Genomic DNA, 26,894 nt, shown 5'->3' on the forward strand with positions numbered 1-26,894 from the left:
GGATTTCAGTCGGTGGCAAAAACCATAACCAAAGTTTCGCCGTGACAAAGATACTTATGACTGGGAGCAAAAACATCCCAAGTAATTGTGGAGACAAGGCCAGAATCACCATGTTACTCCACAATTTTTGCTTCGGTGCTGGCCAGACCTGCAACCACTTCAGATTCTGTAGCTTCAGCATCTTCCGCTAAGGCATCTGCCAGACTTTCTGTCAGAGACTGTTGTAACTGCTCAGCCAGATTCACTTTCATCGCTGCGGCTTGTTCAGCGATTTGTGCGGTGGCTATTGCGGTCAGTTCACTGACCGGATCAGCCATTACAACTTGGGTACCAAACATCAGGGCGGTGGCGAATAAAACTTTGCTAAATGTTTTCATAATAATTTCCTCGTTGGTTGAATTCACTGCGTTCAGACAATGAATTACAATCCCTGTGCCAACTTGAAAATTAACTATATCTACCTGTTTATAAAGGAATTTATATAAATTAAGTTCGAATTACTTTCCAAACCAAAAATATCAAAAACCAAAAATTAGCGAAATTAGCCAAATTTTAGTGTACTTCTGAAACCTTAGCCAAAGCAGCTTCCAAAACTTCAGGACCACTGCTGGCAAAATGCCCAATTTCACTTAAATGACGACGCCACTGCCGTGCGCCAGGTACGCCCTGAAATATGCCGAGCATATGGCGGGCGATATGCCAGAAGCGGGCCCCCTGCTGCATCTGCTGTTCAATATAAGGCAACATCTGACGAACTACCTGATGTGGTGTTGGAACCGGGGTTTCATCCAGATACAAAGCGCGATCAATCTGAGCCAGTAACAAGGGATTGGTATAAGCCTCCCTTCCAATCATAACGCCATCAAGATACTGCAAATGTTGCAAACAATCCTCGATGGTCTTAATCCCCCCGTTGATGGCAATATCCAGTTCAGGAAACTGCTGTTTCAACTGATATACCCGCGGATAATTCAGTGGCGGTATTTCGCGGTTTTCTTTCGGGCTCAATCCCTGCAACCAGGCTTTGCGTGCGTGAATAATAAACTGCGAGCAGCCAGCTTCTTTGACGATACCAACGAAATCAGTCAGAAACTGCATGTCATCAGAATCATCAATACCAATCCGCGTTTTAACTGTAACCGGAATATCTACTACGGCACGCATGGCACTGACGCACTCCGCAACCAACTCAGGCTTCGCCATCAGGCAAGCGCCAAACATGCCATTTTGTACGCGATCTGACGGACATCCGACATTTATGTTGATGGCATCATAGCCATATTGCTGACACAACACTGCAGACTTTGCCATGGCAACCGGATCTGAACCACCCAGCTGCACAACTACCGGATGCTCGGCGTCATTAAACGACAGGTAATCCCCTTGCCCAAACAAAATAGCGCCGGTTGTGACCATTTCGGTATACAACACCGCGTGGCGGCTCAATTGGCGATGAAAATAACGACAGTGTTTATCGGTCCAATCCAGCATTGGCGCGACAGAAAATTTATGATTCACGGTAACCTCCAGCAAGCGGGCTATTTTAACCGGAAACCGGCATTATTCCGATGATTTCGGCGATTTATCCATTTTTATTCTGTGTTACACTGCGAAAAACGAAGCAACAGGTTTAAGCCCCGATGTCAGTTGAAAGTTTAGTGATTAGAGCGCAGCAAATTTGCGCACAAAATGGCGCCAGATTCACCTCAATCAGGGAAAAAGTCTTTCGTTTATTGGCTGAGACGCAAAGTGGCGTTGGCGCTTACGAATTATTAGAGCAGCTTAAACAGACTGAACCTGCTGCGAAGCCGGCAACCATCTATCGTGCATTAGAGTTTCTGACCGAACAGGGCTTTATTCACAAAATTGAATCAAGCAATGCTTTTATGCTTTGCCATCATTTTGAACATCATCACCCGGCACAATTGTTAATTTGTCAGCAGTGTGGTCATGTCGACGAGTTACACTCCAACGTCTTATTCAAAGAATTCAGTAACCTGGCAAATGAACTTGGCTTTAAAATTCAGCAGCAAACCATCGAGGCCCGCGGGCTTTGTAAAAACTGTCATAACTGAGGGGCTCATGGCTCATTCACGCCCTGCTACCTGGAAACAGCTATATTTTGCCGGAATATTTAGCAAATTTATGTGTGAAACTATCTCAAAAACAAAGAGCTAGTCTTGTTTATTCTAAAAAATCTGCCTAACCTTATCTTCAGGGTCAATAGCCAAGTGACGAAACACTGCAGCGGGTCTTTTCAATGAATGTCGAGTATGTAAATCCATTCTTATCGTCGTTAGTGAATGTGCTGAGCACTATGGCCAATACGACTATTGTGCCTGGGCAACCGAGAATTAAAAAAGATGAAGTCGCACGCGGCGACGTGTCCGGCCTCATCGGCATGATCGGCCCACAAACCAAAGGGTCTTTTTCGGTCAGTTTTGAAGAGTCGCTGGCTCTGGAAATCATGAACCGGATGCTCGGCGAAAAACCTAAAACCATCAATGAAGAAGTTACCGACATGGTCGGCGAGATCACCAATATGGTGACTGGTGGTGCCAAACGTATTCTTGGTGAAAAAGGCTACGAATTCTCGATGGCTACACCAGTTGTCGTATCAGGCAAAGGCCATACGATAACGCACAAATGCGATGGCCCTAAAATCCTGATGCCATTTGATTCTGAATTTGGCAAAGTGCACATAGAAGTAAGCTTTGATAATCAGGGCGGCGGTTAACAACCACATCTTATTCAGCGAAAAGCCGGTTTAAATGACCGGCTTTTTTGCCATATTACTTTCGTTGTTAGTCGCTGACATATCGGAATTGGACCCGACTGGTGATATTACACAGTAATTCATAAGGAATGGTCTGAACTTGTTCGGCAATTTCTTCGACCGGCAGCTCCTCTCCCCACAAAATCACCTGGGCGCCGTGGCAAACGTCGTCATCGCCGATATCCACTGTCGTCATATCCATCGAGACACGACCAACAATCGGATAGCGTTTACCGTTAATCAGCACCGGCGTGCCACATGGCGCATTGCGTGGATAACCATCACCATAACCAATAGCAACCACAGCAAGGCGGGTATCTTTCGGCGCAATCCAACTGCCACCATAGCCAACAGCATCCCCGGCTCTGACGTGTCGGACTGCTATCACTGAACTGCTGAACGTCATAACCGGTCGCAATCCGTGACTGACGGAGCGGCCTTTATCCATCGGCGATACGCCATATAACGCGAGACCAGGTCGTATCCAGTCACCATGGCTCTGCGGCCAGTGAACCACGCCGGCCGAATTAGCAATGCTAAGTTCGCCCGCTGCGCCGCCAATAGTTTGCCGGAACAAAGCCAATTGCTGCACTGTTGCCGGATTGTCTGGCTCGTCGGCACATGCAAAATGCGTCATCAGCCGCATGGGCTGCAACACATTTCTACTCTGAGCTAACATATGATAAATCTCTGAAAAATCAGCAGGATCAATCCCAAGCCTATGCATACCACTGTCAATTTTCAGCCAGACATGGACAGGTGATTCCAGCTCTGCTTTTAACAAAGCGTCAACCTGCGCCGGATGATGCACGACAACCTGCAGATTTGAAGCGACTATCTGTGGCAATTCATCGGCATGAAAAAAGCCTTCCAGCAAGACGATAGGTTTCACAATACCACCGGCGCGCAACATCAGTGCTTCATCAATCCGCGCGACACCAAAAGCCTGAACATCTTTCAGCTGCGCTGCGACAGCTAATAAGCCATGACCATATGCATTGGCTTTTAATACCGCTAGTATTTTGCTTTGCGGTGCCATTTCGCGAATGCAGTCAACATTGTGTAATAAAGCGCTGGTATTGATTTGCGCCAGAGGCCTGCGACTCATCAGTACTCGTCCTCAAAACGTGCAGTGCCGGCATAGTTATCAAAACGCGAATAACGGCCATGGAATGTCAGACGAATACGCCCAATCGGGCCATTCCGCTGCTTACCGATAATGACTTCTGCCGTCCCTTTGTCCGGGCTGTCATCGTGATAGACCTCGTCCCTATAGATAAACATGATGAGATCGGCGTCCTGTTCGATAGAACCAGACTCACGCAAATCCGAGTTTACCGGGCGCTTATCTGCCCGTTGTTCCAGAGAACGGTTCAGCTGAGAAAGCGCAATCACCGGTACTTTTAACTCTTTGGCCAATGCTTTTAACGACCTGGAGATCTCAGCAATTTCAAGTGTACGGTTATCTGATAATCCCGGCACCGTCATCAACTGCAGATAGTCGACCATAATCATCGACAAACCGCCATGTTCACGGGCGACGCGCCGTGCCCGTGACCGCACCTCGGTTGGCGTTAAGCCAGAGGCATCATCGATATACATCTTGCCTTTGCTGTTTAACAGTTCAATCGCCGAAGACAAACGGGCCCAGTCTTCATCATCAAGTTGACCGGTCCGCACTTTGGTTTGATCGATACGCCCCAGTGAGGCCAGCATCCGCATCATGATTTGTTCGGAAGGCATCTCTAAACTAAAGATAAGCACCGGCTTATCACTGCTAATTGCTGCATGTTCGCAAAGGTTCATTGCAAAGGTAGTTTTACCCATCGATGGACGCGCGGCAACGATAATCAAATCGGACGGCTGCATGCCGTTGGTCATCTTGTCCAAATCCATATAACCGGTTGACACACCGGTGAGGCCGCCATTGCTGGGGTTTCGGAACAAGGCATCGATTTTATCGATGGTTTTCGCCAGAATGCTGTTGATAGGCTCAGGACCTTCATTGGCATTGGCACGCTGTTCGGCAATTTTAAACACTTTGGTTTCAGCGAAATCCAGCAGTTCTGCGCTATTGCGGCCTTGCGGATCATAACCGGCATCAGCGATATCGTGTGCTACTGAGATCATATCCCGCACTACGGCACGTTCGCGGACGATATCGGCGTAAGCTAGAATGTTGGCTGCGCTGGGTGTATTTTTTGCAATCTCGCCCAGATAAGCGAAGCCACCGACATCATCCAGCTGTTGATTGCGTTCCAGCCATTCAGATACAGTAATAAGGTCGATCGGCTGATTTTGCTCAGCAATAGCTGCCATCGCCTGAAAGATATGCTTGTGCGAGCGCAAGTAAAAATCCTGCTCAACGACTTTTTCCGAGACCTTATCCCAGGCGTCGTTATCCAGCATCAGACCACCGAGCACAGATTGTTCGGCTTCAATAGAATGCGGCGGCATTTTCACCGCGGCTACTTGTTTATCTTTTACGTTTGCCATAACACCTGAACGCTTCCAGAAAGCGGAGACATTGCGAATTCAGCGGCGGATTGCTCACACAGACAGTGGTCGTGCCGCGGAAAATAAGAGCCATAGCCTAGCATTTTTCTACAGACAGGGCAGAAAAAAATAACGCTGCCGGATGCAAACGGTGTACAAATAAACAGAAAAGGGAAATGTCTTTCAGAGGGGTGAACGGACACAGCACAAAGCGCTGTGTCCGTCTAAGGCTTACGCCTCGGCAACAACAACCAGTTTAACGGTTGCAGTCACTTCAGCATGCAGCTGCAGGTCGATGTCGAAAGAACCAACGTCACGCAGAGTGCCGTTTGGTAATTTCACTTCGGCTTTAGTCACAGCTACACCGGCTTCAGTGATCGCATCAGCGATATCACGGGTACCGATAGAACCGAACAGTTTGCCTTCGTCGCCAGCTTTAGCAGCGATAGTAACTTCGCCCAGCTCAGCAACTTTAGCAGCACGTTCTTGCGCAGCAACCAGATTAGCAGCCAGTTTGGCTTCTAACTCAGCACGGCGTGCTTCAAATTTTTCGATGTTAGCTTTGGTCGCTGGAACTGCTTTCCCTTGTGGGAACAGGAAGTTACGCGCATAACCAGATTTAACAACCACTTTGTCGCCTAAACCACCCAGGTTAGCAACTTTATCCAACAGAATAATATCCATTGATTAATCCTCTCTGTATCGTTGAACCAGGCTTATGCGTGTGAATCGCTGTATGGCAGCAGAGCCAGGTAGCGGGCGCGTTTGATTGCACGAGCTAATTGGCGCTGATACTTAGCGCTGGTACCAGTGATACGGCTAGGAACAATTTTGCCACTTTCAGTGACATAATTTTTTAAAGTAGCGGTATCTTTGTAGTCGATCTCTTGCACGCCTTCGGCAGAGAAACGGCAGAATTTACGGCGACGGAAATAACGGGCCATGAACTTTCTCCTAACTTAAAATTTCAATCTGTTGGGCATGGAGCACAAGCTTTGCCTGACCGCTCCGGGTCTGATGCCGGTTTAAAAAGCCTTGCACCCTGACCACACTACCCTGCATCAAATTGTGACTTTGTCTGCTCAACTCGCCGGTCACCACCACATGAATGCGCAGGTAACTGGCTCTGTTGTAGCCGGCTTCCAGTTGCATCGACTTGTGCTCAAGCACGAAGTACATATGCGGAATACCAGCAGGACTCTCGTTCCGGTCAGGCTGACGGCATACGACGCCAGTAAGGACCAGACAGTTGTCCATCAGATTACTCGTCGTTTGCTACTTGCTCTTCAGCATCACGTGGAGCACGGTCACGACGTTCTTCACGTACTTTGGCCATTGGTGATGGCTCAGTGACAGCACCGTTAGTGCGCATGATCAGATTACGCAGCACAGCATCGTTGTAGCGGAAGTTAGTTTCCAGTTCATCGATCACTGCTTGTGGCGCTTCTACGTTCAGCAGAACATAGTGGGCTTTGTGCAGTTTTTCGATTGGGTAAGCCAGTTGACGGCGGCCCCAGTCTTCCAGACGGTGGATTGAACCGCCAGCTTCTTTGATAGCACCAGTGTAACGTTCGATCATACCTGGAACTTGTTCACTCTGATCAGGGTGAACCATAAACACGATTTCGTAATGACGCATGGTAGCTCCTTACGGTTAATTAGCCTCGGGTGAGCTCGACCAGACTCGCATAGAGGCAAGGAACATGGATGTGGGTCGAAGGTCGCGTATTCTACGGATCGATCGGCCGAAATACAAGCAGTTAATCAGCTTTGGTACAAATCAGCCGGCCAACTAGCCGTTTTAGCTGCTGGTGCGCTGTCGCACGGCTTCGTATAAGCAAATGCCGGTCGCGACCGACACGTTTAAGCTTGATACCGCACCAAACATTGGAATTTTGACCAGCCCGTCACACAGCTCTTTGGTCAGACGGCGTAAACCGTCACCCTCCGCCCCCATCGCAAGCGCTAACGGGCCTTTCAGGCTGGCCTGATAAATCGTTGTTTCGGTCTCACCGGCAGCACCGAGCACCCAAACACCGGCATCTTTTAACTCACGAATTGTGCGGGCGAGATTGGTCACGGCAATAAATGGCACCGCTTCTGCTGCACCACAGGCTACTTTACGCACAACTGCGGTAAGTTTTGCTGCACGGTCTTTTGGTGCTATCACCGCATGCACGCCGGCAGCATCGGCACTGCGCAAAATGGCGCCAAGGTTATGTGGATCGGTAATGCCATCCAGAATTAACAAAAACGGCTGCGCCTCAGTGTCCAGAATGCGCTTCAGATCATGCTCATCACCGGCATCAGACAAACGGGCTTTGGCAACCACGCCCTGATGCTGGGCGCCTTCGACTTTCTCATCCAGCGTTTTTCGCTGACAAAACTGTACTGAGATCCCAAGCTTACGCGCTTGCTGGATAAGTGGCGTCATGCGCTGGTCGTCGCGGTCTTTTAATACAAACAATTCCAGGACATCTTGTGGATTACGTTCCAGGAAAGCGCTGACCGAGTGCAGGCCAAAAATAAAATCTGTGCTCATATGAGATCTCAAAGTGCAACAGGCGCATAAGCGCCTGTTGTGGTCGTTGACCAATACTGGTCAGTGGAATGAACGGCAGTGTAGCAAAAATCGCCTTTAAATTCAGCCTGCCGTTCTTTGTGACTGTTTACTTACGACGGCGAGGAGCTTTTTTCGCTCCTGCGGCATCCCCTTTTGCAGCAGATTTGATGCCGCTGCGCCCGGCTTTGGTTTTGCCAGGTCTTTGCGTCGGGTCTGCTACAGCACGGCCTTTTTTACCTGAATGGCCTTTTTGCTTTTTGCCTTCATTGCTCGGCGGCAACTTTTTCGGTGCGCCCTTGCCACTTTGCAAAGTGGTGACCACACCCAAATCAATTTTGCGCGCTTCGAGATTAACCGCCAGCACTTTGACTTCCAGCAAATCACCCATGCGATAACTTTGTTTACTGTGCTCACCGAGCAAAATTTGCCGTTCAGTATCAAAGTGATAGTAATCATTTGGCAGTGAAGTCACATGCACCAGACCTTCGATATACAAGTCCACCAGCCGGACAAACAAACCAAAGCTGGTAACGGTTGCCACCACGCCCTGAAAGGTTGATCCTAAGTGATCCTGCATATACTCACATTTCAGCCAGTCAGAGACTTCGCGGGTGGCATCATCAGCGCGGCGTTCAGTCATCGAACATTGTTCACCCAGCGGCACCATTTGTTCGTGGCTGTAACCACGAGCGCCTGTCACCGCCTCACCCTGTTTCTGCAGTACGGCTTTGATAGCGCGGTGCAACAGCAAGTCCGGATAACGGCGGATCGGCGATGTGAAATGGGCGTAAGCTTCCAGTGCCAGACCAAAATGGCCCTGATTATCCGGCTGATACACAGCTTGCTTCAAAGACCGTAAGAGCGTCGTTTCAATCAGTTCTTTATCGGGTCGGTCGCCAATTTTCGCCAATAATTGCGTAAGTTCCAACGGTGTGGGTTCAACCGGTAAATCCGCCGTGATGCCGAGCTCCAGCAAAAAGCGTTTAAAGTTGGCAAAACGGTCGCCATCCGGCTGTTCGTGCACCCTATACAGTGCCGCCGCTTCATTTTTTTCTACCAACTTCGCTGCAGCCACGTTGGCCAAAATCATACATTCTTCAATGATTTTATGTGCTTCGTTGCGGTGGATTGGTACTATCTGCTCAATCTTCCGATGGCTGTTAAAAATGAACCGGGTTTCCACCGTTTCAAACTCAATGGCGCCGCGCTCTGCCCGAACTTTTGCCATTTGTCTGAACAGCGAATACAAATTGTCGATATTGGTCAGATTTTCAGCATATTGCTGCCGCAACTCCGGGTCGCCCTGCAGAATTGCATGCACTTTGTTATAAGTCAGACGGGCTTTGGAATGCATCACGGCTTCATAAAAGCGATAGCTGCCTAATTTCCCCTGCGCGCTGACGTGCATATCAGCGACAAAACACAGCCGGTCTACATGTGGGTTTAGTGAACATAAGCCATTGGACAAGGCTTCCGGCAACATCGGCACCACGTGGTCCGGGAAATACACAGAGTTGCCGCGGTCCAGTGCTTCACGGTCCAGCGGTGTGTCCGGCTGCACATATGCCGTCACATCCGCGATAGCAACCAGCAGGTGCCAGCCGCCGTCGTCTTTACGCTCACAATACACCGCGTCGTCGAAGTCACGAGCATCTTCTCCATCAATGGTGATAAGACCAATGTCGGTCAGATCGACCCGGCCGGCTTTAGCTGATGCAGGAACTTCAGCGCCAAATTGGCTGACTTGCTGCTCAACCGCCGGTGAAAATGTATGTGGAATGTTATGGTTACGAATAGCGACTTCGATTTCCATGCCTGGCGCCATGTGTTCGCCCAGCACTTCGACCACCTTGCCGACTGCATTGACGCGTTTTGACGGCCGCGCTGTGACTTCAGCCAGCACTATCTGGCCATGGCGGGCGCCATTTTCATCACCGACCGGGATGACAATATCCTGCGCAATGCGCGGATCTTCCGGCACCACCACTGCAAGGGCAAAATCTTTAAAATAGCGGCCGACTATTGGCTCTTTGCGTGGTTCCAGCACCCGGACAATCCGCGCTTCGACCTTGTCTTTACCTTTAATCTCACCGGCACTAGCCAGCACTACATCGCCCGGTAACAAGCGCTGCATTTCAAAATTGGGGATATACCAGTCTGGCCCGCCTTGTTCCAGCTTGAGGAAACCAAATCCCTCACGATGGCCGAGTACTGTGCCTTTGACCAGATCCAGGTCGTCGACCAGACCATAACGTTTGGTTTTGGTGAATAACAACTGGCCGTCACGCTCCATCGCGCGCAGCCGTTTCTTCAGGGCGAATAATGCATCTTCGTCGGTCAGGTGAAGTTCTGCCGCTAGTTCGTCGAAATAGGCAGGTTGTTGCCGTTGTTTGATGTGTTCGAGGATAAATTCCCGGCTGGGGATAGGGTTTTCGTATTTTTCCTGCTCACGCGCAAGATGCGGATCTTTGATCGTCATGGAGACTCTTACTTTGAATAACTGTGCTCAGTTTAACAGTCTGACCGCGAATTTTCACGGTTACTGTGGAAAACTTCAGCAAACTGTCATCAAAGCGGCTTTTTCGCCCGTGTCAGCACTGCTTCCGGCATGCGGCTAGCGAGGCCTTTAAGCGCTTTTTCGATGCGGGCATGCAGATCTTTGTCGGCGGTCACTGCATGATGTAACCAACGATACACCGTTTCATAATCAGCCGGGCTGCCCTGATTAGCCAGAAACAATTCGGCCAGCCGCACCTGAGCATTGATATTGCCCATAGCGCCGGCTTCATACAAATAATGCTGCGCTTTAGTCAGATCTTTTTGCACCAGCTTACCTTGCTGATAATAACGGCCAACTTGCTCCAGCCCTTCCGGCAAGCCTTGTAAAGCCGAGGCCAGCATCAAGTCCCAGCCACGTTCGGCATTTTTGGGCACACAAACGCCAAACGCCAGCATGTCGCCGAACAAAAACTGGTAGGCCGGCAGTTTCATAATATCCGCCCGGGCTTCGATATCCTTCACCAGCTGACAGTCATCTGCCTGCACCCGCTTTAAGTGCGTGTTGGAGCGGATCATCTCAAGCAGTTCGTCTTGTGTATACAGTTGAACAACGCCTAGTTCGGTAAGCGCTTCCTGAGCTTGAGTTGGCCTGATAAGCACAGCACAGGACAAAATGATTACGGAGCAAGACCAAACAAACTTTTTCACAGCAGCCACCGGGTCAGAATAATGACGCTACACACTTGCATAGCAACTTAGTTAAAAAGAATACAAAATTTATGCCTGATTGAAAAATCCTGTTCTGTAGGTACAATCTCTGGGCATAAAAAAACGCTGCCGGAGCAGCGTTTTTTCTGATTACGCCTCGTACGGATGGCGTAAGACGATGGTTTGAACCCGATCCGGGCCTGTCGACACGATGTCGATTGGCACTTCGGTGACTTCTTCCAGACGTTTGATATAGTTACGTGCGGCTTGTGGTAAGCCTTCCAGTGATTGCACACCAAAGGTCGATTCAGTCCAGCCTGGCATGGTTTCATACACAGGCGTGACCAGCTCGTATCCTTCTGCCGCCATTGGTGGCACTGTTGACACTGAACCATCTGGCTGGCGATAGCCGACACAAATTTTCACTTCTGTCAGACCATCAAGTACGTCCAGTTTCGTCAGGCAGAAACCAGAGATACTGTTCAGTTGCACGGCGCGGCGCACTGCGACTGCATCGAACCAGCCACAACGACGTTTACGGCCTGTGGTAGCGCCAAATTCGTGGCCTTTCACACCTAAGTGTTCACCGACTTCACAATCCAGTTCCGTCGGGAATGGACCAGAACCGACGCGGGTGGTATAGGCTTTGACGATGCCCAGCACATAATCCAGGTAACAAGGACCGAAACCAGCACCTGTGGCAACGCCACCAGCTGTAGTATTCGATGAAGTCACATAAGGGTAAGTACCGTGGTCGATGTCAAGCAGGGTGCCCTGAGCACCTTCGAACATGATTTCTTTGCCGGCTTTGCGCGCTTTATCCAGCAGGTCAGTCACATCCACAACCATCGACTTCAGCATATCAGCTAAAGCCAATGCGTTGTCTAATGTTGTCTGATAATCAACAGCGTCAACTTTGTAATATTGGGTCAGTGTGAAGTTATGAAGTTCCATCAGCGCTTTTAATTTCTCAGCGAACAGTTCTTTATTGAACAGGTCGCCAACGCGCAGACTACGACGGGCTACTTTATCTTCGTATGCAGGGCCGATACCGCGGCCGGTAGTGCCGATTTTCTTGTCGCCACGCGCCTGCTCACGGGCAACGTCTAAAGCGACATGGAATGGCAGAATCAGCGGACAGGCTTCAGATAATACCAGGCGCTCGCGCACCGGCACACCGCGCTGTTCCAGCATGGTCATCTCTTTAAGCAACGCTTCCGGAGATAACACCACGCCGTTGCCAATCACACATTTTACGTTGTCACGTAAAATGCCTGACGGGATCAGGTGCAGTACAGTTTTTTCGCCGTCGATGACTAAGGTATGACCAGCATTGTGGCCGCCTTGGTAACGAACTACGAAACTCGCCTTGTCGGTTAATAAATCGACGATTTTACCTTTTCCTTCGTCACCCCATTGGGTGCCGAGCACAACAACGTTCTTGGCCATGGTTCCTGCATCATGGAAAAAAATTAGGCGGGGATTCTAGCAAATTCAAAGTCAAAGTTCAGCCGCAAGGGCAAAAAAAAACCAGCGAATATTTCAGCTGGTTGATTTCACATGAAATTCTCATTGAGACGTCTGGATTTCTACGACTAAGTTAACCACCAGAGCCAGCAACTGCCGGCCAACACCAGTACAAGACCAAGCTGACGTAAGTTCTGTGCAGGTTCAGTCGCGAGTTTACGTAAATACGCCTGCCAGCGATTTGGGAACAATAAAGGTCCTATACCCTCAACGATCAACAGCATGGCGAAAGCAGGCCAAATCCAATCCGGCATCATGGCGACACCTTACTCAAGCAATGCAAATTAATATCAGCAGCGTCATGGTACATAGCAAAACCAAAGCGCAGACGATCGCCGCGGTAATCAGTTTCAATCTGATGTTGTTTCAGCAAAGCTGACATTTCAGCGACAGCTTTGACATCGGGGCCACGAAATGTCAGGAAATGTCCATGACAGGCCAGATCATTGACTATCAATTGTTGTCGGTTCAGCCAGGCATGCTGTAACTGATCTAATTTCGCTAAAAAAACTTGTTGTAACTGCTGGACGTGTTGATGGATAGCGGCAATAGTAACTCCATCCGCGACAAACAGCTCCAGTACAGCCTGCAAACGGTATAGAGCAGTCAGGTCCATCGTCGCACCGGCGAACTGGTACCCGTCGGTGGCATACCCCACCTGCTGACTTTTTACGCCAGCCAAAGCGCCAAATTCGGCAAACCAGCCGGTGTAGAGCGGTCGGAATTTGTTTTGTGCTGGAACCAACATAAAACAACACCCTTCCCCACCTTGCGCATACTTGTAAGAGCCGGCCAAATAAAAAATCCGGCCATCTAAGGCTGATAAATCTGTCGGCAGGGCCATAAAACCATGATAACCATCGACAGCAACAGTCGCCCGGCAACATTGTTCTAACTGACCGACCAGACTATCCAGCTCAGTCACGACCATGCCTGAGTTAAAAAAGACCTGACTAAAGAACACCAGATCTGGCTGTAACTCTGCTGCTGCCGCAACAAAACGCTGCTCAAAAGTGGCAAAAGGTTCAGTTGGCACTTTAACAACCTGCACACGGTTGTCTTCCGCTAAACGATTAATTTGTCGGGTAAAGGAGTGAAATTCACTGTCGGTCGTCAATACCTTCAAACCGGCCGACCAGTCAAAACAGCTGAGCAGGCGAAACAATAACTCGTGCGTATTGGGTGCAAACACCAGCTGATCTGCCTGCCGGACTTGTAAAATATCCGCAATCAGACGTTGTACCTTCGGGACTTTCTGACCAAACATCATGTCCCACTTGTCGTCAACCAGCCGTGCCGTGTCGTCCCAATACTGTAACATCGCGTCACGGGTCACGTCGGGCCAATAATGATGCGAGTGGCAGGCATAATGCTGCGTCTGTGGATGGGCCTGAATAAAGCGTTGATAATATTTTTTATAACTCATTCATCACTCCAACGGTTTTTTGCCGTTCGAACTTGAATCGATGTGGCAAACTTTCTTTCAATACAAGGTGTTTAAGCTAAAAAAAAGGCCCGCAAGCGGGCCTTTTCCGGCAATCAACTCAGTTTCCTGACATTGATTGCATATGCTTAAAGAACTCATTATCAGGCTGAACAATCATCACGTCTGATTTGTTCTGGAAGCTGTTACGGTAGGCTTCCATACTTCTGACAAAGCTGAAAAACTCTGCATTTTTGCTGTAAGCATCGGCGTAAGTTTTCGCCGCTTCAGCGTCGCCTTCACCTTTTGTGGTACGGGCATTACGCTCAGCATCCGCCAACATGATGGTGACTTTAGCATCGACGTCAGAACGCAGTACTTCGGCCTTTTCCATACCGCGGGCGCGGTGTTCTTTAGCCACTGCAGTGCGTTCAGCACGCATGCGCTGGAAAATGTTATTGCTGATTTCATCCGGCAGGTTAATTTTCTTCACCCGCACATCAACAATTTCAATCCCGAGTTCGTCAGAGCCTTTTGACGCTTGCGCCATGGCTTTCACCATCAGCTCAGAGCGTTCGCCGGAAACGATTTGTTGGATAGTTCTGGTACCAAACTCTGTGCGCAAGCCGTTGTTAATATACTGTTTTAACAGGTTTTCCGCGCGTTCGGTACGACCGCCGGTCGCCAGGTAATATTTACCAAAGTCTTTGATTTTCCACTTCACGTAGCTGTCGACCAATAAGTCTTTTTTCTCGGAAGTGACAAAGCGATCGGCCGGATCGTCCAGTGTCTGCACTTTGGCATCAAGTTTTCGAACCGTTTCAACCAGTGGTAATTTAAAGTGCAAACCTGGTTCAAACACTTGAATCGCACCGTCAGCAGTCCGCTGAATTTTGCTGAACTGGAACACGATGCCCCGCTCGCCTTCCTGCACTACAAACACAGAAGAAGTTGCGACAAAAACACCAACAGCAATAAGACCTAACAGGAAATTTTTCATGGCTTAGCCCCTCCCTGTCCGGCCACTATCAGATCTGGGCGTCGCAGATCGCGTATCAACAGGCCGGCTTTCCGGCAGCTGTAAACGTGGCTCAGCAGACTGCGGTTGCGTCACAGCACCCGAATTTGACTGATTAATCATTTTATCCAGTGGGATATACATCATATTGTTGCCGTTTTTAACATCCACCAGCACTTTCGACGTGTTGGCATAAACCTGTTCCATCGTTTCAATATAAAGACGTTTGCGGGTTACTTCAGGCGCTGCAAGATATTCAGGCAGTAATTTTTGGAAGCGGGCGACTTCACCCTGTGCTTTTAACAAGGTTTGTTGCTTGTAAGCTTTGGCTTCCTGCTCCATCCGGTAGACCTGACCACTGGCTCTTGGCTCAATTTCGCGGGCATAAGCTTCAGCTTCACGGATAAAACGTTGTTCGTCTTCCTGTGCGGCTATAGCATCATCAAAGGCCGCTTTGACTTCTTCCGGCGGACGCGCATCACGGAAGTTCACGTCGACGATCTGCAGCCCCAGGTTGTATGGCTTGATGATATTCTCGAGCTCAACCCGCGTATTCTGGCGGATCAGCTCACGGCCTTTGGTCAGGACGTCATCCATTAAAGAATGACCAACTACATAACGCAGCGCCGCATCCGTTGCCTGCATCAGGCTGCTGTCCGGATCTGTAACCGCGAATTTGTAAGCACGCGGATCTTCAATCCGGTATTGCACTTCAAAGGTCACGCGCACCAGGTTTTGGTCCTGTGTCAGCATAAAACCATCGGTTTTCAGCGTTTCAACGCTGGAAACATCCACCGGCAATACCTGATCGATGAAAGTTGGCTTCCAGTTAATACCCGGATTAACTTCACCGTGGTACTGGCCCAGACGAAGCACAACACCACGCTCTGATTCTTTGATTGTGTATATACCGCTGGCTAGCCAGCCTAATAAGGCCAAAATGAGGATCAGCGTTACCAATGCAGAACTGCCACCGTTGTTGCCTGCGCTGGTGCCGCCGGAACCACCACCAAAGATGCCACCGAGTTTTTTACTCAGATTGCGGAATACTTCATCCATATCAGGAGGGCCCTGATTACGTCCGCCCTGATTCCAGGGGTCATTATTCTTGCCGTTGTTACCCGGCTCGTTCCAAGCCATACGTTACTCCGTGTTGCTTCAGAAGGTTAAAAGTTACTATATCAAAATCTTATCCAGTCAGGACACAGCTTTGTAACAATGTCTGACTCTGCTTGTTCAGCCGCTCCCACAGCGCGACTGACAGCTGGATCTGCAGCAGGCAATTGCCCTGCTCATCAAAATGTTCTTGTCGCACACACCCGGCTTCATGCAGTTTTGCCCGCCAGTTCAATGCATCGGGCGGCAGTTGTACTTGCATCGCGACAAAACGGTCGGACAGTCTCGTGACTATAGCCTGACGCAACAACTCCAGCCCAACTCCAGCTTGCGCAGAAATATAAACCGCCTGCGGTACACCATATTCGTCATATTCTATGCGGGCCTGCTGCTCGGTCCGGTCAATTTTGTTAAACACTTTTAATTGCGGCAGTTCGTCTGCTTCAATCTCATGCAGTACGTGCTGAACCTGAGCGATATTGTCCTCTACCCGAGCGTCCGAGATATCAATCACGTGCAACTGTAAATCAGCCTCACGCGTTTCCTGCAAAGTCGACTTAAAAGCCGCTACCAGATCATGTGGCAGATGCCGGATAAAACCAACGGTGTCAGCAAAAATTAACGCCCCAAAATCCGGAAAGCGGATTTGACGCAGTGTTGGGTCTAAGGTAGCAAACAACTGATCAGCCGCATAAACGTCAGACTGAGTCAGCTGGTTAAACAGAGTCGATTTTCCGGCATTGGTATAACCAACCAGCGACACCACAGGCACTTCAGCCCGCTGCCTCGCTTTGCGGCACGTTTCGCGTTGTTTACTGACTTTTTCAAGGCGTTGCATCAGCATGCTAATACGGTCACGCAGCAGGCGGCGATCAGTTTCCAGCGCAGTTTCACCCGGACCACGCAGGCCAATACCGCCTTTTTGCCGCTCATTATCAAAGCCGCGAATTAAACGGGAAGCGAGATGTTTCAGCTGCGCCAGTTCAACCTGCAACTTACCTTCAAAACTGCGGGCGCGCTGGGCAAAGATATCAAGGATCAGGGTGGTGCGATCTATGACTTTGCACTGGCAAAGTCGCTCCAGATTCCTGGTTTGCGCGGGGGAAAGCGTGTGGTTGAAGATAATCACATCTGCAGCGTACTGCTGTACTGCAGCGGCGATTTCCTGCGCTTTGCCACTGCCAACAAACAAACGCGCATCAGCGGTCTGACGCGGGCCTGTGATAACAGCAGCTGCAACAACACCTGCAGACGCAACCAGCATCTGCAGTTCATCCAAATCTTCCCGCGCATGTTCCTGCGGAAAGGTGATGTGGACAAGGATCGCTTGTTCAGCCGGCTGATGATGGTCAAACAAGCAATAATGCCCCGATTACTCTTCCAGTTCGTCGTCGCCAGCGCCACTGCCATGTGCAGCCATGGTATTGACAGCCCGTGCCGGCACTACTGTAGAGATCGCGTGTTTATAGACCATCTGGCTCACAGTATTTTTCAGCAGAATGACAAACTGGTCAAAAGACTCAATTTGGCCCTGCAGCTTGATACCATTTACAAGGTAAATGGAAACAGGAATACGCTCCCGCCGTAAAGTATTTAAAAATGGGTCTTGTAAAGATTGGCCCTTTGCCATTTGCCGCTTTCCTTTTTCTTTGTTCTGATTCTTGATATGTGGATTATTATATTATTTTCAAGTCGTTAAATAACGATTTTTTTCTTCACTAATTTAGCGTAGCGAAGATAAAACAGCTTGCAAGTTTTCTTGCTGAGTTAAATCTGCATTTAACCAGTGCAAATTCTGCCAGCTGCGAAGCCAGGTCAACTGGCGCTTTGCCAGTTGCCTCGTTGCGGCAATGCCACGATACACCATCTCGTCATAAGGCACTAGCCCGTCCAGATAGTCCCACATCTGGCGGTAGCCCACGCAACGTATAGATGGTAAATCCGGATGCAGATCAGATCTTTGTTTTAAAAGCCGCACTTCCTGCTCAAACCCCTGCGCTAACATCTGCTCAAATCGCAACGCGATCCGCCGATGCAATTCGGCCCGCTCAGTCGGTGCGATGGCAAATTGACAGACCGGATATGGAAAAGGTTCCCCTTTTTCTTCGGTCAGTTCAGTCATACTGCGGCCGGTCAGCCGATGCACTTCCAGCGCGCGGTTGATGCGCTGTGGGTCGTTTGGATGAATACGGGCTGCAGACACCGGATCAATGACAGCCAGCTGTTGATGTAACCCATCCCAGCCCAACACCGCAGCTTCGGCTTCAATCTGTGCCCGCACTTGCGGATCTGCTTCGGGTAACGGCGAAATGCCTTCCAGTAACGCCTTAAAATACAACATGGTCCCGCCAACCAATAAAGGTAGTGCTCCTCGTTGCTGAATTTCAGCGATAAGACGCAGTGCGTCGCTGCGAAAATCCGCAGCCGAATAGGCCTGCACCGGATCCAGAATATCAATCAGATGATGTGGTACTGCTGCCAGTTCTGCAGCATTTGGTTTAGCGGTACCAATATCCATGCCGCGATAAACTAACGCACTGTCTACACTAATGATTTCTACCGGGCGGTGTTCGGCAAGCGCCAGCGCCAACGCGGTTTTACCGGACGCCGTGGGCCCCATCAGAAAGACAACCGGGCTGGTCATTGCACTTGCTCCTGCAGTTGTTGTCGGCTCATTGATAAATCGATTGGGACAGCGTGCCACAATTCTGGCTGCTGAAATAAAGCCGCCTGATATTGCAACAAGGTTGTCGCGGCCAGCCATTGTCGCTGCAGCACCAGTTGCAGTAATTGACGCCAAAGCTGCGGCAAAGCCAAAGGCTCCTGCCATTGCGACCACCACAGTGGCAACACAGTTGCAAGCGGCACGCCCTGCAGCAGCTGCGGCACCGCCCGGATAATCATCAGCTGATTACTGAGCACCAAATCAAAGCCCATCTGCGATAAAGGGCTGGCATGCGCCGTCAGCAGACTGATTTCAGCCGGTTCCAACCGCAGCCGCTCCGGTAATAACAAGGCAACCGAGGGTACGAGTTGCTGACTCAACAGCCCGCTAATGCTGGCCGGAATATCGAGTAAATACACCTGCTGCTGATGCGTCAGCAATAATTCGGTTGAACTAAGCAATAAACTACCGGTTGGCGCCTGCTGCGTTTCAGATTCTGCCTGCACCGGCACCACCGGCGGAATTTCCTGCACCGACGCAGGCCAATGCTGTATTCCGCTACGTTGGCCGGCAGGTTGATAACTGCCAGGCATAGCGACCTGGCCAGCAGGAACAGCACTTGAGCGGAATTGCGCCGGCGATGGCTGGTGCGAACGGATTCCCGAAGCAGCATAATAGGCTGGAGCAGAATGTGCCTGCGTTGTCTCTGCGTCCGGTGTTGGATCAGCAATCAGCGGGAATTCTGCAGCTTCGACTTGCGACAACACATTCGTCAGCGCACTGTATACAAAATCGTGAACCAGCCGGGCCTGGTGAAACCGCACTTCATGTTTAGCCGGATGTACGTTGACATCGACCTGCTCTGGCTCTAGATCCAGATACAGCACAAAAGCCGGCAACGCTTCCGGCGCCAGCGCGTCGGCATAAGCCTGACGAATGGCGTGATTGAGCAGTTTGTCGCGCATCATCCGGCCGTTCACGTAACAATACTGCACCTGTAGTTGTGCGGTGCAACAGGCAGCCGGCAACACCCAACCCGATAAGCGCATCTGTTCATACTGACTTTCAACATAACAGGCGCTCTGGGCAAAACTGCGCCCGCACAACTGAGCCAGCCTTTTTTGTTTTCCGGCGTCGTCTGTCACCGCTTTGAGTTGCCGAACGAGCTGGCCATTGTGGGTCAAAGTCCAGCTGACATCATAACGACTGAGTGCCAGTCGTTTCACCAGCTCATCAATATGACTGAATTCAGTTTTATCAGATTTGAGAAAACGCCGGCGCGCAGGGGTATTAAAAAACAGGTCCAGCACTTCGATGCTGGTACCCACCGGGTGTGCGGCTGGTTTTATTTGCACCGCCATATCGCGCCCTTCCGCCATGGCCTGCCAGGCCGATTCCTGCTTTGCCGGGCGAGACGTCAGGGTCAGACGCGAGACTGAGCTGATACTGGCCAGCGCTTCACCGCGAAACCCCAGGCTGACGATTTTGGCCAAATCAGCAAAATCATGAATTTTTGAGGTAGCATGCCGGCTCAGCGCCAGTGTCAGTTGGTCTTTGGCGATGCCAGAACCGTTGTCGCGCACCCGCAGCAGCTTACTGCCACCTTTTTCCACATCAATTTGGATCTCAGTGGCGCCGGCATCAAGACTATTTTCTACCAGCTCTTTAATCACAGACGCCGGCCGCTCCACCACTTCACCGGCGGCGATTTGATTAGCCAGTTGCGGCGGCAGCAGCTGGATTGTCATCGTTGCGGCACCTTTAAATTCTGACCGATGCGGATATTGTCAGACTTTAACTGATTGAGCTGACGCAGCTGTGACATCGGCACGCCATATTTACGCGCCAGCATTGACAGGGATTCACCGGATTTCACTTTGTGGACGATGATCCGGCCGCTGCCCTGACTCCCCGACGGCAGCACGGGCCCGGCGACGCGCACAGGCGCAGAACCAGCCGATGCAGGTGTTCCGGTCACAGTCGGTGTGCCCGCCGTGTTGCTACGCACCGGCACTGACCGCTGGTCCGGCAGCTGTAGATCGGACTTGCCGCGCCGCTGTGCTATCGCACTGTCAGCCGGTGGCGAATTATGAAAATGTTTTTTCAGGGCGCGGAAAATCGCGGCCGCCAGTTTTTGCTGATGAGAAGCGGTTTTTAGTTTTTGTTCTTCATTGTGGTTAGAGATATAACCCGTTTCGACCAGAATTGAAGGGATATCCGGCGCTTTCAGCACGCCAAGGCTGGCTGCCTGTGGCTCTTTTTTGTGCAGTTTAGTGACGTGCCCCAGTTCACGTAATACACCGGCAGCAACATCAAAGCCGGTGGTCATCGAATGATTCATCGACAAATCCAGCACGGTTTGAGCCAGATAACGTTCGTTGGCGGAATCTTTGATGACTTCCGCCACGCCTCCGAGCAACTCTGAATGTTGCTCTGTCTGTTCCATCATCCGGCCTACCTCGGTGGTAGCCCGTTTCAGCGACAACACCCAGACCGAAGCGCCACTGGCTTTGCGATTCTCGGCCGCATCGGCATGAATTGACACTAACAAATCAGCTTGCTTACTGCGTGCAACGTCCGGTCTTTTACTCGGATAGATATAATAGTCCCCGGTGCGGGTTTGCACCGCTTTAAAGCCGGGTTCTTTGTTGATTAAGGCTGCGAGCTTTTCCGCAACCGACATTGTGATGTGTTTTTCGTAGGTGCCCTTAGGACCAACAGCCCCCGGATCGTGGCCACCGTGGCCGGCATCAATAGCGATGATGATGTCACGCCCGCCGCCACTGCTGCTTTTTCTGGCCGGTGGCGGTGCGACAAAAGCTTTTTCAGCCTGCACGTCGGTGATGTCCAGCACCAGGCGATGGCCATAGCGGTCGGACGGGGGCAGCGCAAAAGCCTTTTCCGTGGATTCACGGCTCAAATCCAGTAACACCCGCACCGAGGCTTTGCCGCTGACTTTTTGCACGCGGATGGATTTAACTAATTCTGATTCACCAGACATTTTGCCAAGCTTCGGCTCACTAATGCCGTCAATTTCCAGCGTGACCAACGCGCCTTGCTTGGGCAATAAACGAAACACCGGTTTTTGCTGCATGTCGAAAACAACCCGGGTGCTGTCCGGCGACGGCCAGATCCGCACGCTGTCGATTTTATTTGCTGCCAGTACGGCAACACTGAAGAAAGTCAGGCAAAGGCCCAACCCGAACATCCGGGAAAAATTCATATCAGACAATCAGTTCCAACATCGCTGCGCCTCGCGCCGTCAGTGCATGGATGTGCAGCTGACGTGCTTGCGCGCTGGTTATTTTTAGTTGCAAATCTAAATCCGGCACCGGTAGCAACGGTTGGCCCCGTTCAGGCCATTCCACCAGACACAGATGCTGTGCGGCAAAATAATCGCGGATCCCCATAAATTCGAGCTCTTCGGGGTCATGTAAACGGTACAAATCAAAGTGAAAAACCTGCAGCTCGGCCAGCTGATAACTTTCCACCAGGGTATACGTCGGGCTTTTTACATTGCCCTGATGGCCAAGCGACTGCAACAAATACCGGCTAAAAGTGGTTTTACCGGCACCAAGGTCACCGTGCAGATACAAGACACCGCCGTCACGACAGCCTTGGGCCAGTTGGCCGGCGATTTGACGGGTGGCAGCTTCATCACGAAGTTCAATCTGATATGACAGTCCGGACATCGGCATTTTGGCCTGAAAAATTTTAATACTGCGGTATGCTACCAAAATCAGCGGCGCTGCACTACCGCGCGGCATGCTGTGACTCTGTGATACCATAGTTTTATCCGCAAATTGATTGCTTTCACCTGATGACTTCAACGCCGCAGACACCCGACTGGACCGCCTTGGCCATACAGATCAAAGACTGGGCCAAAGAGCTTGGCTTTAGTGCCTGCGGTATTACAGATACGGATTTACAGCCGGAAGAAGCCCGCTTGCAGCAGTGGTTAGATGCCGGTTACCACGGCAGCATGGATTATATGGCAAGCCACGGCTTGCTGCGCGCCCGCCCGGCCGAACTGCTGCCTGGCACTTTGCGGGTCATTTCAGTACGGATGGATTATTTACCCGCCGCTGCCGGTTTTGCCACGAACCTCGCCGATCCGACGCAAGCCTACATCAGCAGATACGCGCTCGGCCGCGACTATCACAAAGTACTACGTCAACGTTTAAAACAATTGGGCGAGCGCATCAGTACGCAGGTGACGGGGTTAGGGTTTCGGCCTTTTGTCGACTCAGCGCCTGTACTGGAACGGCCGCTTGCCGCGAAAGCGGGTCTTGGCTGGATTGGCAAACACAGCCTGTTGTTGAGCGCCGACGCCGGTTCCTGGTTTTTTCTCGGTGAGCTGTTGGTCAATATCCCATTGCCAACTGACCAACCGGTCACCCAAGACTGCGGCAACTGCGTTGCCTGTATAACCAGTTGCCCAACCGGCGCTATTGTTGCGCCTTATGTCGTCGATGCGCGGCGTTGTATCAGCTATCTGACGATTGAACTCAAAGACGATATCCCGGAAGACCTGCGGCCTTTGCTTGGCAATCGCATCTATGGCTGCGATGACTGCCAGCTGGTGTGTCCGGTCAACCGCATTGCGCCGCTAACCCAGGAAGCTGATTTCGCCCGGCGGCCACAGTGGCGAAATCAGTCATTAGTCGATTTATTTAGTTGGAGCGAAGCGGAGTTTCTGCACCTGACAGAAGGGTCAGCTATCCGCCGCATTGGTTATCAGCGCTGGCAACGCAATATCGCCGTGGCGCTTGGCAATGCACCATATGCGGCGGCAGTGATCGAATGTCTGGAGAAATTCAGCGGCGATGCCATGGTGCAGCGTCATGTTGACTGGGCGTTAGCGCTACAGCGGCAGAAAGCCACGGCGGCTGCAGCAGAACTGAGCCGCGCACAACAACGGCTGGTGCGGATTATTCAGGTAGGTTTACCGAGGGACGCGTAAGCCCCTGTCCGGCAGGTTGCTGCAATCGCTCTGCAGCCTTTTGCAAAATCTGCTGTTTTTCCAGGTCAGTCGCCTGATGCCAGCCGGTAATTTCATCGACATGGCGGCCACAACCGAGGCAAATGTCGGATTGGTCCAGACAACAATTGCGCACACAAGGATTATCAATCATCGAAACCTGACCGGTTGCTGCACCACCGAGATCAAATCAGCTTTCGCCAGTGGTCGGGAGAAATAATAGCCCTGAATAAAATCACAACCGAGCTGCTGCAATACATGGAACTGCTCAGCGGACTCAACACCTTCAGCGACCACCTGCACATCCAGCACTTTTGCCATATTAATCAGCACTGCAACTAAAGCCCGCGCTTTGTCCTGTTCGGCAATCAGATTGATAAAACTTTTATCAATCTTAATAAAATCAACCGGATAACGACTCAGGTAATTCAAGGCTGAATAACCGGTGCCAAAATCATCAATCGCCAGCTGTACACCTTGCTGATGCAGGCTTAACACATTAGCCTGCTGCACTGACACTTTGTCCATAAACACTGACTCGGTGATTTCCAGAATCAATTGCTCTGGCGTCAGCCCTGCAGCTGCTAACTGCGCTATCCATTCATCGGCGCATTTGGCCTGGTTAAATTCCTGGCTGCTGCGATTGACCGAGATCTGCAGCTGCAGGCCCATTTGGCTGAACAACTGCATGTCGGCGATGGCTTGCTGCAAAATCCATTCGCCCAGTGGCCGGATGGCACCGGTGCGCTCAGCGACCGGAATAAAGTCAAAAGGTGGGATCAGCCCACGCTCCGGATGTTGCCAGCGCACCAGCGCTTCGGCCTTGCTGAAACGCTGATTTACCACATCGTAAATCGGTTGGTACATCAGAAAGAACTGGCGTTGTTCAATGCCTTTGATGATTTCATGGTGCAGGTGGACAAAGTGGTCCGCTTCTTTTTGCATACCGGCATCATAAAAATGGAAAGTGTTACGGCCAAGATGTTTGGCGGCATACATAGCACGGTCAGCATGCTTCAACAGGTCAATCGCCAACAGGCCATCATTGGGGTAAATAGCCACACCAATACTGGTCGAAATCGATAACGGCGTGCCATTGACCATAAAGGGCGCATGGAAAGCATTTAGTAACGTCTGACAAAATTGCTCCACCAGTTCCGGCTTACCATGCTCCGGCACCACCAGCACAAACTCGTCGCCACCGGAGCGGGCAACCATTTCAGGCCCGGTTAACTGCTCCAGTAAACGGTCCGCTACCAATTGCAGCAGCTGGTCTCCCACCGGGTGCCCCAGACTTTCATTCACTTGCTTAAATTCATCCAGATCCAGACTTAATACTGCCAGCTGGCCACCCTGAGCCCGCGCCTGTTTCAGCATCAGTTCCAGTTGTCCCAACAATACAGAGCGATTTGCCAGACCGGTCAGAGGATCAAAGCTCGCCTGCCAGGCTACGGTTTGCAGTGCCAGCTGCCGTTCCTGCGATAACCGCAATAACACATAAAGCCCAACTGTCAGAATCAGTGTCAGCAGCAGCCCAATTGGCAGGAACAACGGTGGCAGACCGGCCATCAGAGGTAACCGTTGTTTTGGAAAAGCATGTAAGCGCCAATGGCCATTGGGCAGACGGATGTTGGCGTAGACCGAGGGCAAACCCTGTAACACCGGGTCCCCCCAAAATAACTCAGTGTTGCTTATCTCGCCATCACGACCAGATAACCCGAGGTAATAGTGCTCGCGAAACTGTTCCAGCTGCGTTTGTTGCAACAACCTTTCCAGTGGGATCACGGCAGCAATCGCTCCCCATAATTGCTTATCGCCGGCAAAAACCGGCACCCGCAAGATCAGGCCACTGCCGCCCTGCACCAGTTTTACCGGACCGGCCAGCAGCGGCCCCCCCAAAGCAATTGCCTTTTCAATCGCGGCGTACTGTTCCGGAATAAGCCGGTAATTGACACCTAAAGCCGCTTCATTACCAGCTCTGGGATAGACGTAACGAATGATTAGATCGGGCGCGAGCGCAATATGACGAAATAACGGATAGTCTTTGAGCAGCAAATCGACACGATTTTCCAGCTCAGCGAGCGGTTGTTGCGGGTGCAGGATAATTTCATTACGCAGTGATTCGCTGACCACAACGGCAGTGCGGATAGTCGCCTCCAGTGAGGCGGCATGATGACTGACCTGCTGTAGCAGCTGATAACGTTCGACTTCAATATTTTTTTGCTGCTGCTGCCAGACCAGAATGCCTAGCAAAGTCAGCAGTATGACCCCGACCATAACTGCAACCCGCACCGGATGTCTGACCAACCAGGACATGCGCAATTGCACACCGGGCCTGGTGAGTTTACGTCCTGCATTGAGTTCTCTGCTGGTCAATTGACGTTCCTGTGGCCTTCACTGCGATTAATCTACCAGTTCCTGCGATGACCCGCCAGTCAGCGCCATTCAGGCAGGTTTACGCACCTTCGGGATCCAGGCCCAGGTATATACAGCTTCAACAGGCTCAATGCCAAGCTGGTCTTTGATCAGCACCCGGATCACAACTTCACCTTTGTCACTGTGCTGAATATGGGAGATTTGCGCGTCGTCCAGCTGCGCGACAGCTGTCAGCGCACCGGTCGAACGTTTCAGATACTGGATTTGCATCGATTTAAGCAGTGGAATCTTGTCGTCAGCCACATGCATGCCCAGCAAAAAACCGCTGGCCGACTCACCCAGCAGCGCTGTCGCGGCAGCATGCACAGAGCCAATATGGTTTTGTACTTTACGCCGGTTGGCTAAACGCAGTTTCGCCTGCCGAAGGTCAAGCGCTTCGACCTGCACGCCGGCAGTGCCGGCGAATTTGATTGTGCGGCCAAACAACAGGGTCAATAACCAGCTGCGGCAAAAAACCGGCGCAGTATTGATTTTCGTGACTAAACGGTTGAGTTTATTGAGGCTTGGCATACTGGTCTTACCTGATGAATTTAGCCGCTAAACTAACAGCACAGCCAGCTGTGTGCAAGTATGGAAGTGAACAAGTAATTTGACCACGAAAAAGGAGAATTGGAGCGGGCAACGAGACTCGAACTCGTGACCTCGACCTTGGCAAGGTAGCGCTCTACCAACTGAGCTATGCCCGC

General features: G+C 50.9%; 28 protein-coding genes and 1 tRNA gene. 3 read left to right on the top strand and 26 right to left on the bottom strand.

Annotated elements, in window-relative coordinates:
• Positions 1 to 113: 113 nt before the first annotated feature.
• Both Q399_RS0111430 and dusA read right to left on the bottom strand, forming a co-directional pair.
• On the bottom strand, positions 114 to 377 hold the full coding sequence (locus tag Q399_RS0111430; protein WP_031568557.1) for a hypothetical protein: 264 nt from the start codon (positions 375 to 377) through the stop codon (positions 114 to 116).
• 175 nt (positions 378 to 552) lie between these two features.
• Positions 553 to 1,518, bottom strand: a complete 966-nt coding sequence (gene dusA / locus Q399_RS0111435; protein ID WP_281172237.1) for a tRNA dihydrouridine(20/20a) synthase DusA — start codon at positions 1,516 to 1,518, stop codon at positions 553 to 555.
• A gap of 122 nt (positions 1,519 to 1,640) precedes the next feature.
• On the opposite strand from dusA, the gene Q399_RS0111440 reads away from it, so the two are divergent.
• Together Q399_RS0111440 and Q399_RS0111445 are read left to right on the top strand one after the other, a co-directional pair.
• On the top strand, positions 1,641 to 2,075 hold the full coding sequence (locus tag Q399_RS0111440; protein WP_031568561.1) for a transcriptional repressor: 435 nt from the start codon (positions 1,641 to 1,643) through the stop codon (positions 2,073 to 2,075).
• Between the two features lie 185 nt (positions 2,076 to 2,260).
• A complete protein-coding gene (locus Q399_RS0111445) occupies positions 2,261 to 2,737 on the top strand; it encodes a chemotaxis protein CheX (RefSeq protein ID WP_031568563.1) in 477 nt (158 codons plus the stop codon).
• Positions 2,738 to 2,804: 67 nt separating this feature from the next.
• Here Q399_RS0111445 and alr read toward each other — a convergent pair whose 3' ends face one another.
• The 20 genes from alr to tsaE all read right to left on the bottom strand — a co-directional run bounded on the left by alr (position 2,805) and on the right by tsaE (position 22,579).
• Positions 2,805 to 3,884, bottom strand: coding sequence for an alanine racemase (gene alr, locus Q399_RS0111450; RefSeq protein WP_031568566.1), 1,080 nt, complete (start codon positions 3,882 to 3,884; stop codon positions 2,805 to 2,807).
• Positions 3,884 to 5,272, bottom strand: coding sequence for a replicative DNA helicase (gene dnaB / locus Q399_RS0111455; RefSeq protein ID WP_031568567.1), 1,389 nt, complete (start codon positions 5,270 to 5,272; stop codon positions 3,884 to 3,886). Before dnaB ends, alr begins: the two co-directional genes overlap by 1 nt.
• A 231-nt stretch (positions 5,273 to 5,503) precedes the next feature.
• The gene (gene rplI, locus Q399_RS0111460) at positions 5,504 to 5,956 is read right to left on the bottom strand and encodes a 50S ribosomal protein L9 (protein WP_031568570.1); all 453 of its coding nucleotides are present in this window, start codon (positions 5,954 to 5,956) and stop codon (positions 5,504 to 5,506) included.
• 32 nt (positions 5,957 to 5,988) lie between these two features.
• Positions 5,989 to 6,216, bottom strand: a complete 228-nt coding sequence (rpsR, locus tag Q399_RS0111465) for a 30S ribosomal protein S18 (RefSeq protein WP_031568572.1) — start codon at positions 6,214 to 6,216, stop codon at positions 5,989 to 5,991.
• Positions 6,217 to 6,226: 10 nt separating this feature from the next.
• Positions 6,227 to 6,529, bottom strand: a complete 303-nt coding sequence (gene priB / locus Q399_RS0111470) for a primosomal replication protein N (RefSeq protein ID WP_031568575.1) — start codon at positions 6,527 to 6,529, stop codon at positions 6,227 to 6,229.
• A 4-nt stretch (positions 6,530 to 6,533) separates the two neighbouring features.
• Positions 6,534 to 6,911 carry a 30S ribosomal protein S6 gene (gene rpsF, locus Q399_RS0111475; protein WP_031568578.1) on the bottom strand — a complete coding sequence of 126 codons (378 nt, stop codon included), beginning with the start codon at positions 6,909 to 6,911 and terminating at the stop codon, positions 6,534 to 6,536.
• A gap of 162 nt (positions 6,912 to 7,073) precedes the next feature.
• Positions 7,074 to 7,814 (bottom strand): 23S rRNA (guanosine(2251)-2'-O)-methyltransferase RlmB, encoded by a 741-nt coding sequence (gene rlmB / locus Q399_RS0111480; RefSeq protein ID WP_031568581.1) that lies wholly within the window; start codon positions 7,812 to 7,814, stop codon positions 7,074 to 7,076.
• Between the two features lie 127 nt (positions 7,815 to 7,941).
• Complete coding sequence (gene rnr / locus Q399_RS0111485; protein WP_031568583.1) at positions 7,942 to 10,314, bottom strand: ribonuclease R; 2,373 nt, start codon at positions 10,312 to 10,314, stop codon at positions 7,942 to 7,944.
• Positions 10,315 to 10,403: 89 nt separating this feature from the next.
• Entirely contained in the window at positions 10,404 to 11,042 is a 639-nt protein-coding gene (locus Q399_RS0111490) for a tetratricopeptide repeat protein (protein ID WP_031568586.1), read from the bottom strand.
• Positions 11,043 to 11,192: 150 nt separating this feature from the next.
• Positions 11,193 to 12,491, bottom strand: coding sequence for an adenylosuccinate synthase (locus tag Q399_RS0111495; protein WP_031568588.1), 1,299 nt, complete (start codon positions 12,489 to 12,491; stop codon positions 11,193 to 11,195).
• A 146-nt stretch (positions 12,492 to 12,637) separates the two neighbouring features.
• A complete protein-coding gene (locus Q399_RS0111500; RefSeq protein WP_051685925.1) occupies positions 12,638 to 12,826 on the bottom strand; it encodes a DUF2065 domain-containing protein in 189 nt (62 codons plus the stop codon).
• On the bottom strand, positions 12,823 to 13,995 hold the full coding sequence (locus Q399_RS0111505) for an aminotransferase class V-fold PLP-dependent enzyme (RefSeq protein ID WP_031568591.1): 1,173 nt from the start codon (positions 13,993 to 13,995) through the stop codon (positions 12,823 to 12,825). Before Q399_RS0111505 ends, Q399_RS0111500 begins: the two co-directional genes overlap by 4 nt.
• 118 nt (positions 13,996 to 14,113) lie before the next feature.
• Positions 14,114 to 14,992: a protease modulator HflC gene (gene hflC / locus Q399_RS0111510; RefSeq protein ID WP_031568592.1), complete on the bottom strand. Its 879-nt coding sequence runs from the start codon at positions 14,990 to 14,992 to the stop codon at positions 14,114 to 14,116.
• A gap of 3 nt (positions 14,993 to 14,995) precedes the next feature.
• Entirely contained in the window at positions 14,996 to 16,150 is a 1,155-nt protein-coding gene (hflK, locus tag Q399_RS0111515) for an FtsH protease activity modulator HflK (protein ID WP_031568595.1), read from the bottom strand.
• A 49-nt stretch (positions 16,151 to 16,199) separates the two neighbouring features.
• Entirely contained in the window at positions 16,200 to 17,483 is a 1,284-nt protein-coding gene (hflX, locus tag Q399_RS0111520) for a ribosome rescue GTPase HflX (RefSeq protein ID WP_031568597.1), read from the bottom strand.
• A 15-nt stretch (positions 17,484 to 17,498) separates the two neighbouring features.
• On the bottom strand, positions 17,499 to 17,756 hold the full coding sequence (hfq, locus tag Q399_RS0111525) for an RNA chaperone Hfq (protein ID WP_031568600.1): 258 nt from the start codon (positions 17,754 to 17,756) through the stop codon (positions 17,499 to 17,501).
• Positions 17,757 to 17,849: 93 nt separating this feature from the next.
• The gene (gene miaA / locus Q399_RS0111530; protein WP_031568602.1) at positions 17,850 to 18,770 is read right to left on the bottom strand and encodes a tRNA (adenosine(37)-N6)-dimethylallyltransferase MiaA; all 921 of its coding nucleotides are present in this window, start codon (positions 18,768 to 18,770) and stop codon (positions 17,850 to 17,852) included.
• A complete protein-coding gene (gene mutL / locus Q399_RS0111535) occupies positions 18,767 to 20,539 on the bottom strand; it encodes a DNA mismatch repair endonuclease MutL (protein WP_031568603.1) in 1,773 nt (590 codons plus the stop codon). Before mutL ends, miaA begins: the two co-directional genes overlap by 4 nt.
• On the bottom strand, positions 20,536 to 22,014 hold the full coding sequence (locus Q399_RS0111540) for an N-acetylmuramoyl-L-alanine amidase (protein ID WP_031568605.1): 1,479 nt from the start codon (positions 22,012 to 22,014) through the stop codon (positions 20,536 to 20,538). Before Q399_RS0111540 ends, mutL begins: the two co-directional genes overlap by 4 nt.
• Position 22,015: 1 nt before the next feature.
• Positions 22,016 to 22,579 (bottom strand): tRNA (adenosine(37)-N6)-threonylcarbamoyltransferase complex ATPase subunit type 1 TsaE, encoded by a 564-nt coding sequence (tsaE, locus tag Q399_RS0111545; protein ID WP_422784847.1) that lies wholly within the window; start codon positions 22,577 to 22,579, stop codon positions 22,016 to 22,018.
• 32 nt (positions 22,580 to 22,611) lie between these two features.
• On the opposite strand from tsaE, the gene queG reads away from it, so the two are divergent.
• Positions 22,612 to 23,754: a tRNA epoxyqueuosine(34) reductase QueG gene (queG, locus tag Q399_RS0111550; protein ID WP_031568609.1), complete on the top strand. Its 1,143-nt coding sequence runs from the start codon at positions 22,612 to 22,614 to the stop codon at positions 23,752 to 23,754.
• Here queG and Q399_RS0111555 read toward each other — a convergent pair.
• From Q399_RS0111555 to Q399_RS0111570, 4 genes are all read right to left on the bottom strand, one after another.
• Positions 23,723 to 23,926, bottom strand: coding sequence for a DUF1289 domain-containing protein (locus Q399_RS0111555; protein WP_031568611.1), 204 nt, complete (start codon positions 23,924 to 23,926; stop codon positions 23,723 to 23,725). The genes queG and Q399_RS0111555 overlap by 32 nt on opposite strands.
• Positions 23,923 to 26,148 carry a putative bifunctional diguanylate cyclase/phosphodiesterase gene (locus Q399_RS0111560; protein ID WP_157836283.1) on the bottom strand — a complete coding sequence of 742 codons (2,226 nt, stop codon included), beginning with the start codon at positions 26,146 to 26,148 and terminating at the stop codon, positions 23,923 to 23,925. The genes Q399_RS0111555 and Q399_RS0111560 overlap by 4 nt, the downstream gene beginning before the upstream one ends.
• Before the next feature lie 69 nt (positions 26,149 to 26,217).
• Positions 26,218 to 26,718, bottom strand: coding sequence for a DUF4442 domain-containing protein (locus Q399_RS0111565; RefSeq protein WP_031568615.1), 501 nt, complete (start codon positions 26,716 to 26,718; stop codon positions 26,218 to 26,220).
• Positions 26,719 to 26,818: 100 nt separating this feature from the next.
• Positions 26,819 to 26,894 (bottom strand) — tRNA-Gly (locus tag Q399_RS0111570).

Origin of the sequence: Rheinheimera texasensis DSM 17496 (assembly GCF_000711985.1) — a bacterium.
In the GTDB taxonomy this organism is placed as follows: Bacteria; Pseudomonadota; Gammaproteobacteria; order Enterobacterales; family Alteromonadaceae; genus Pararheinheimera; species Pararheinheimera texasensis.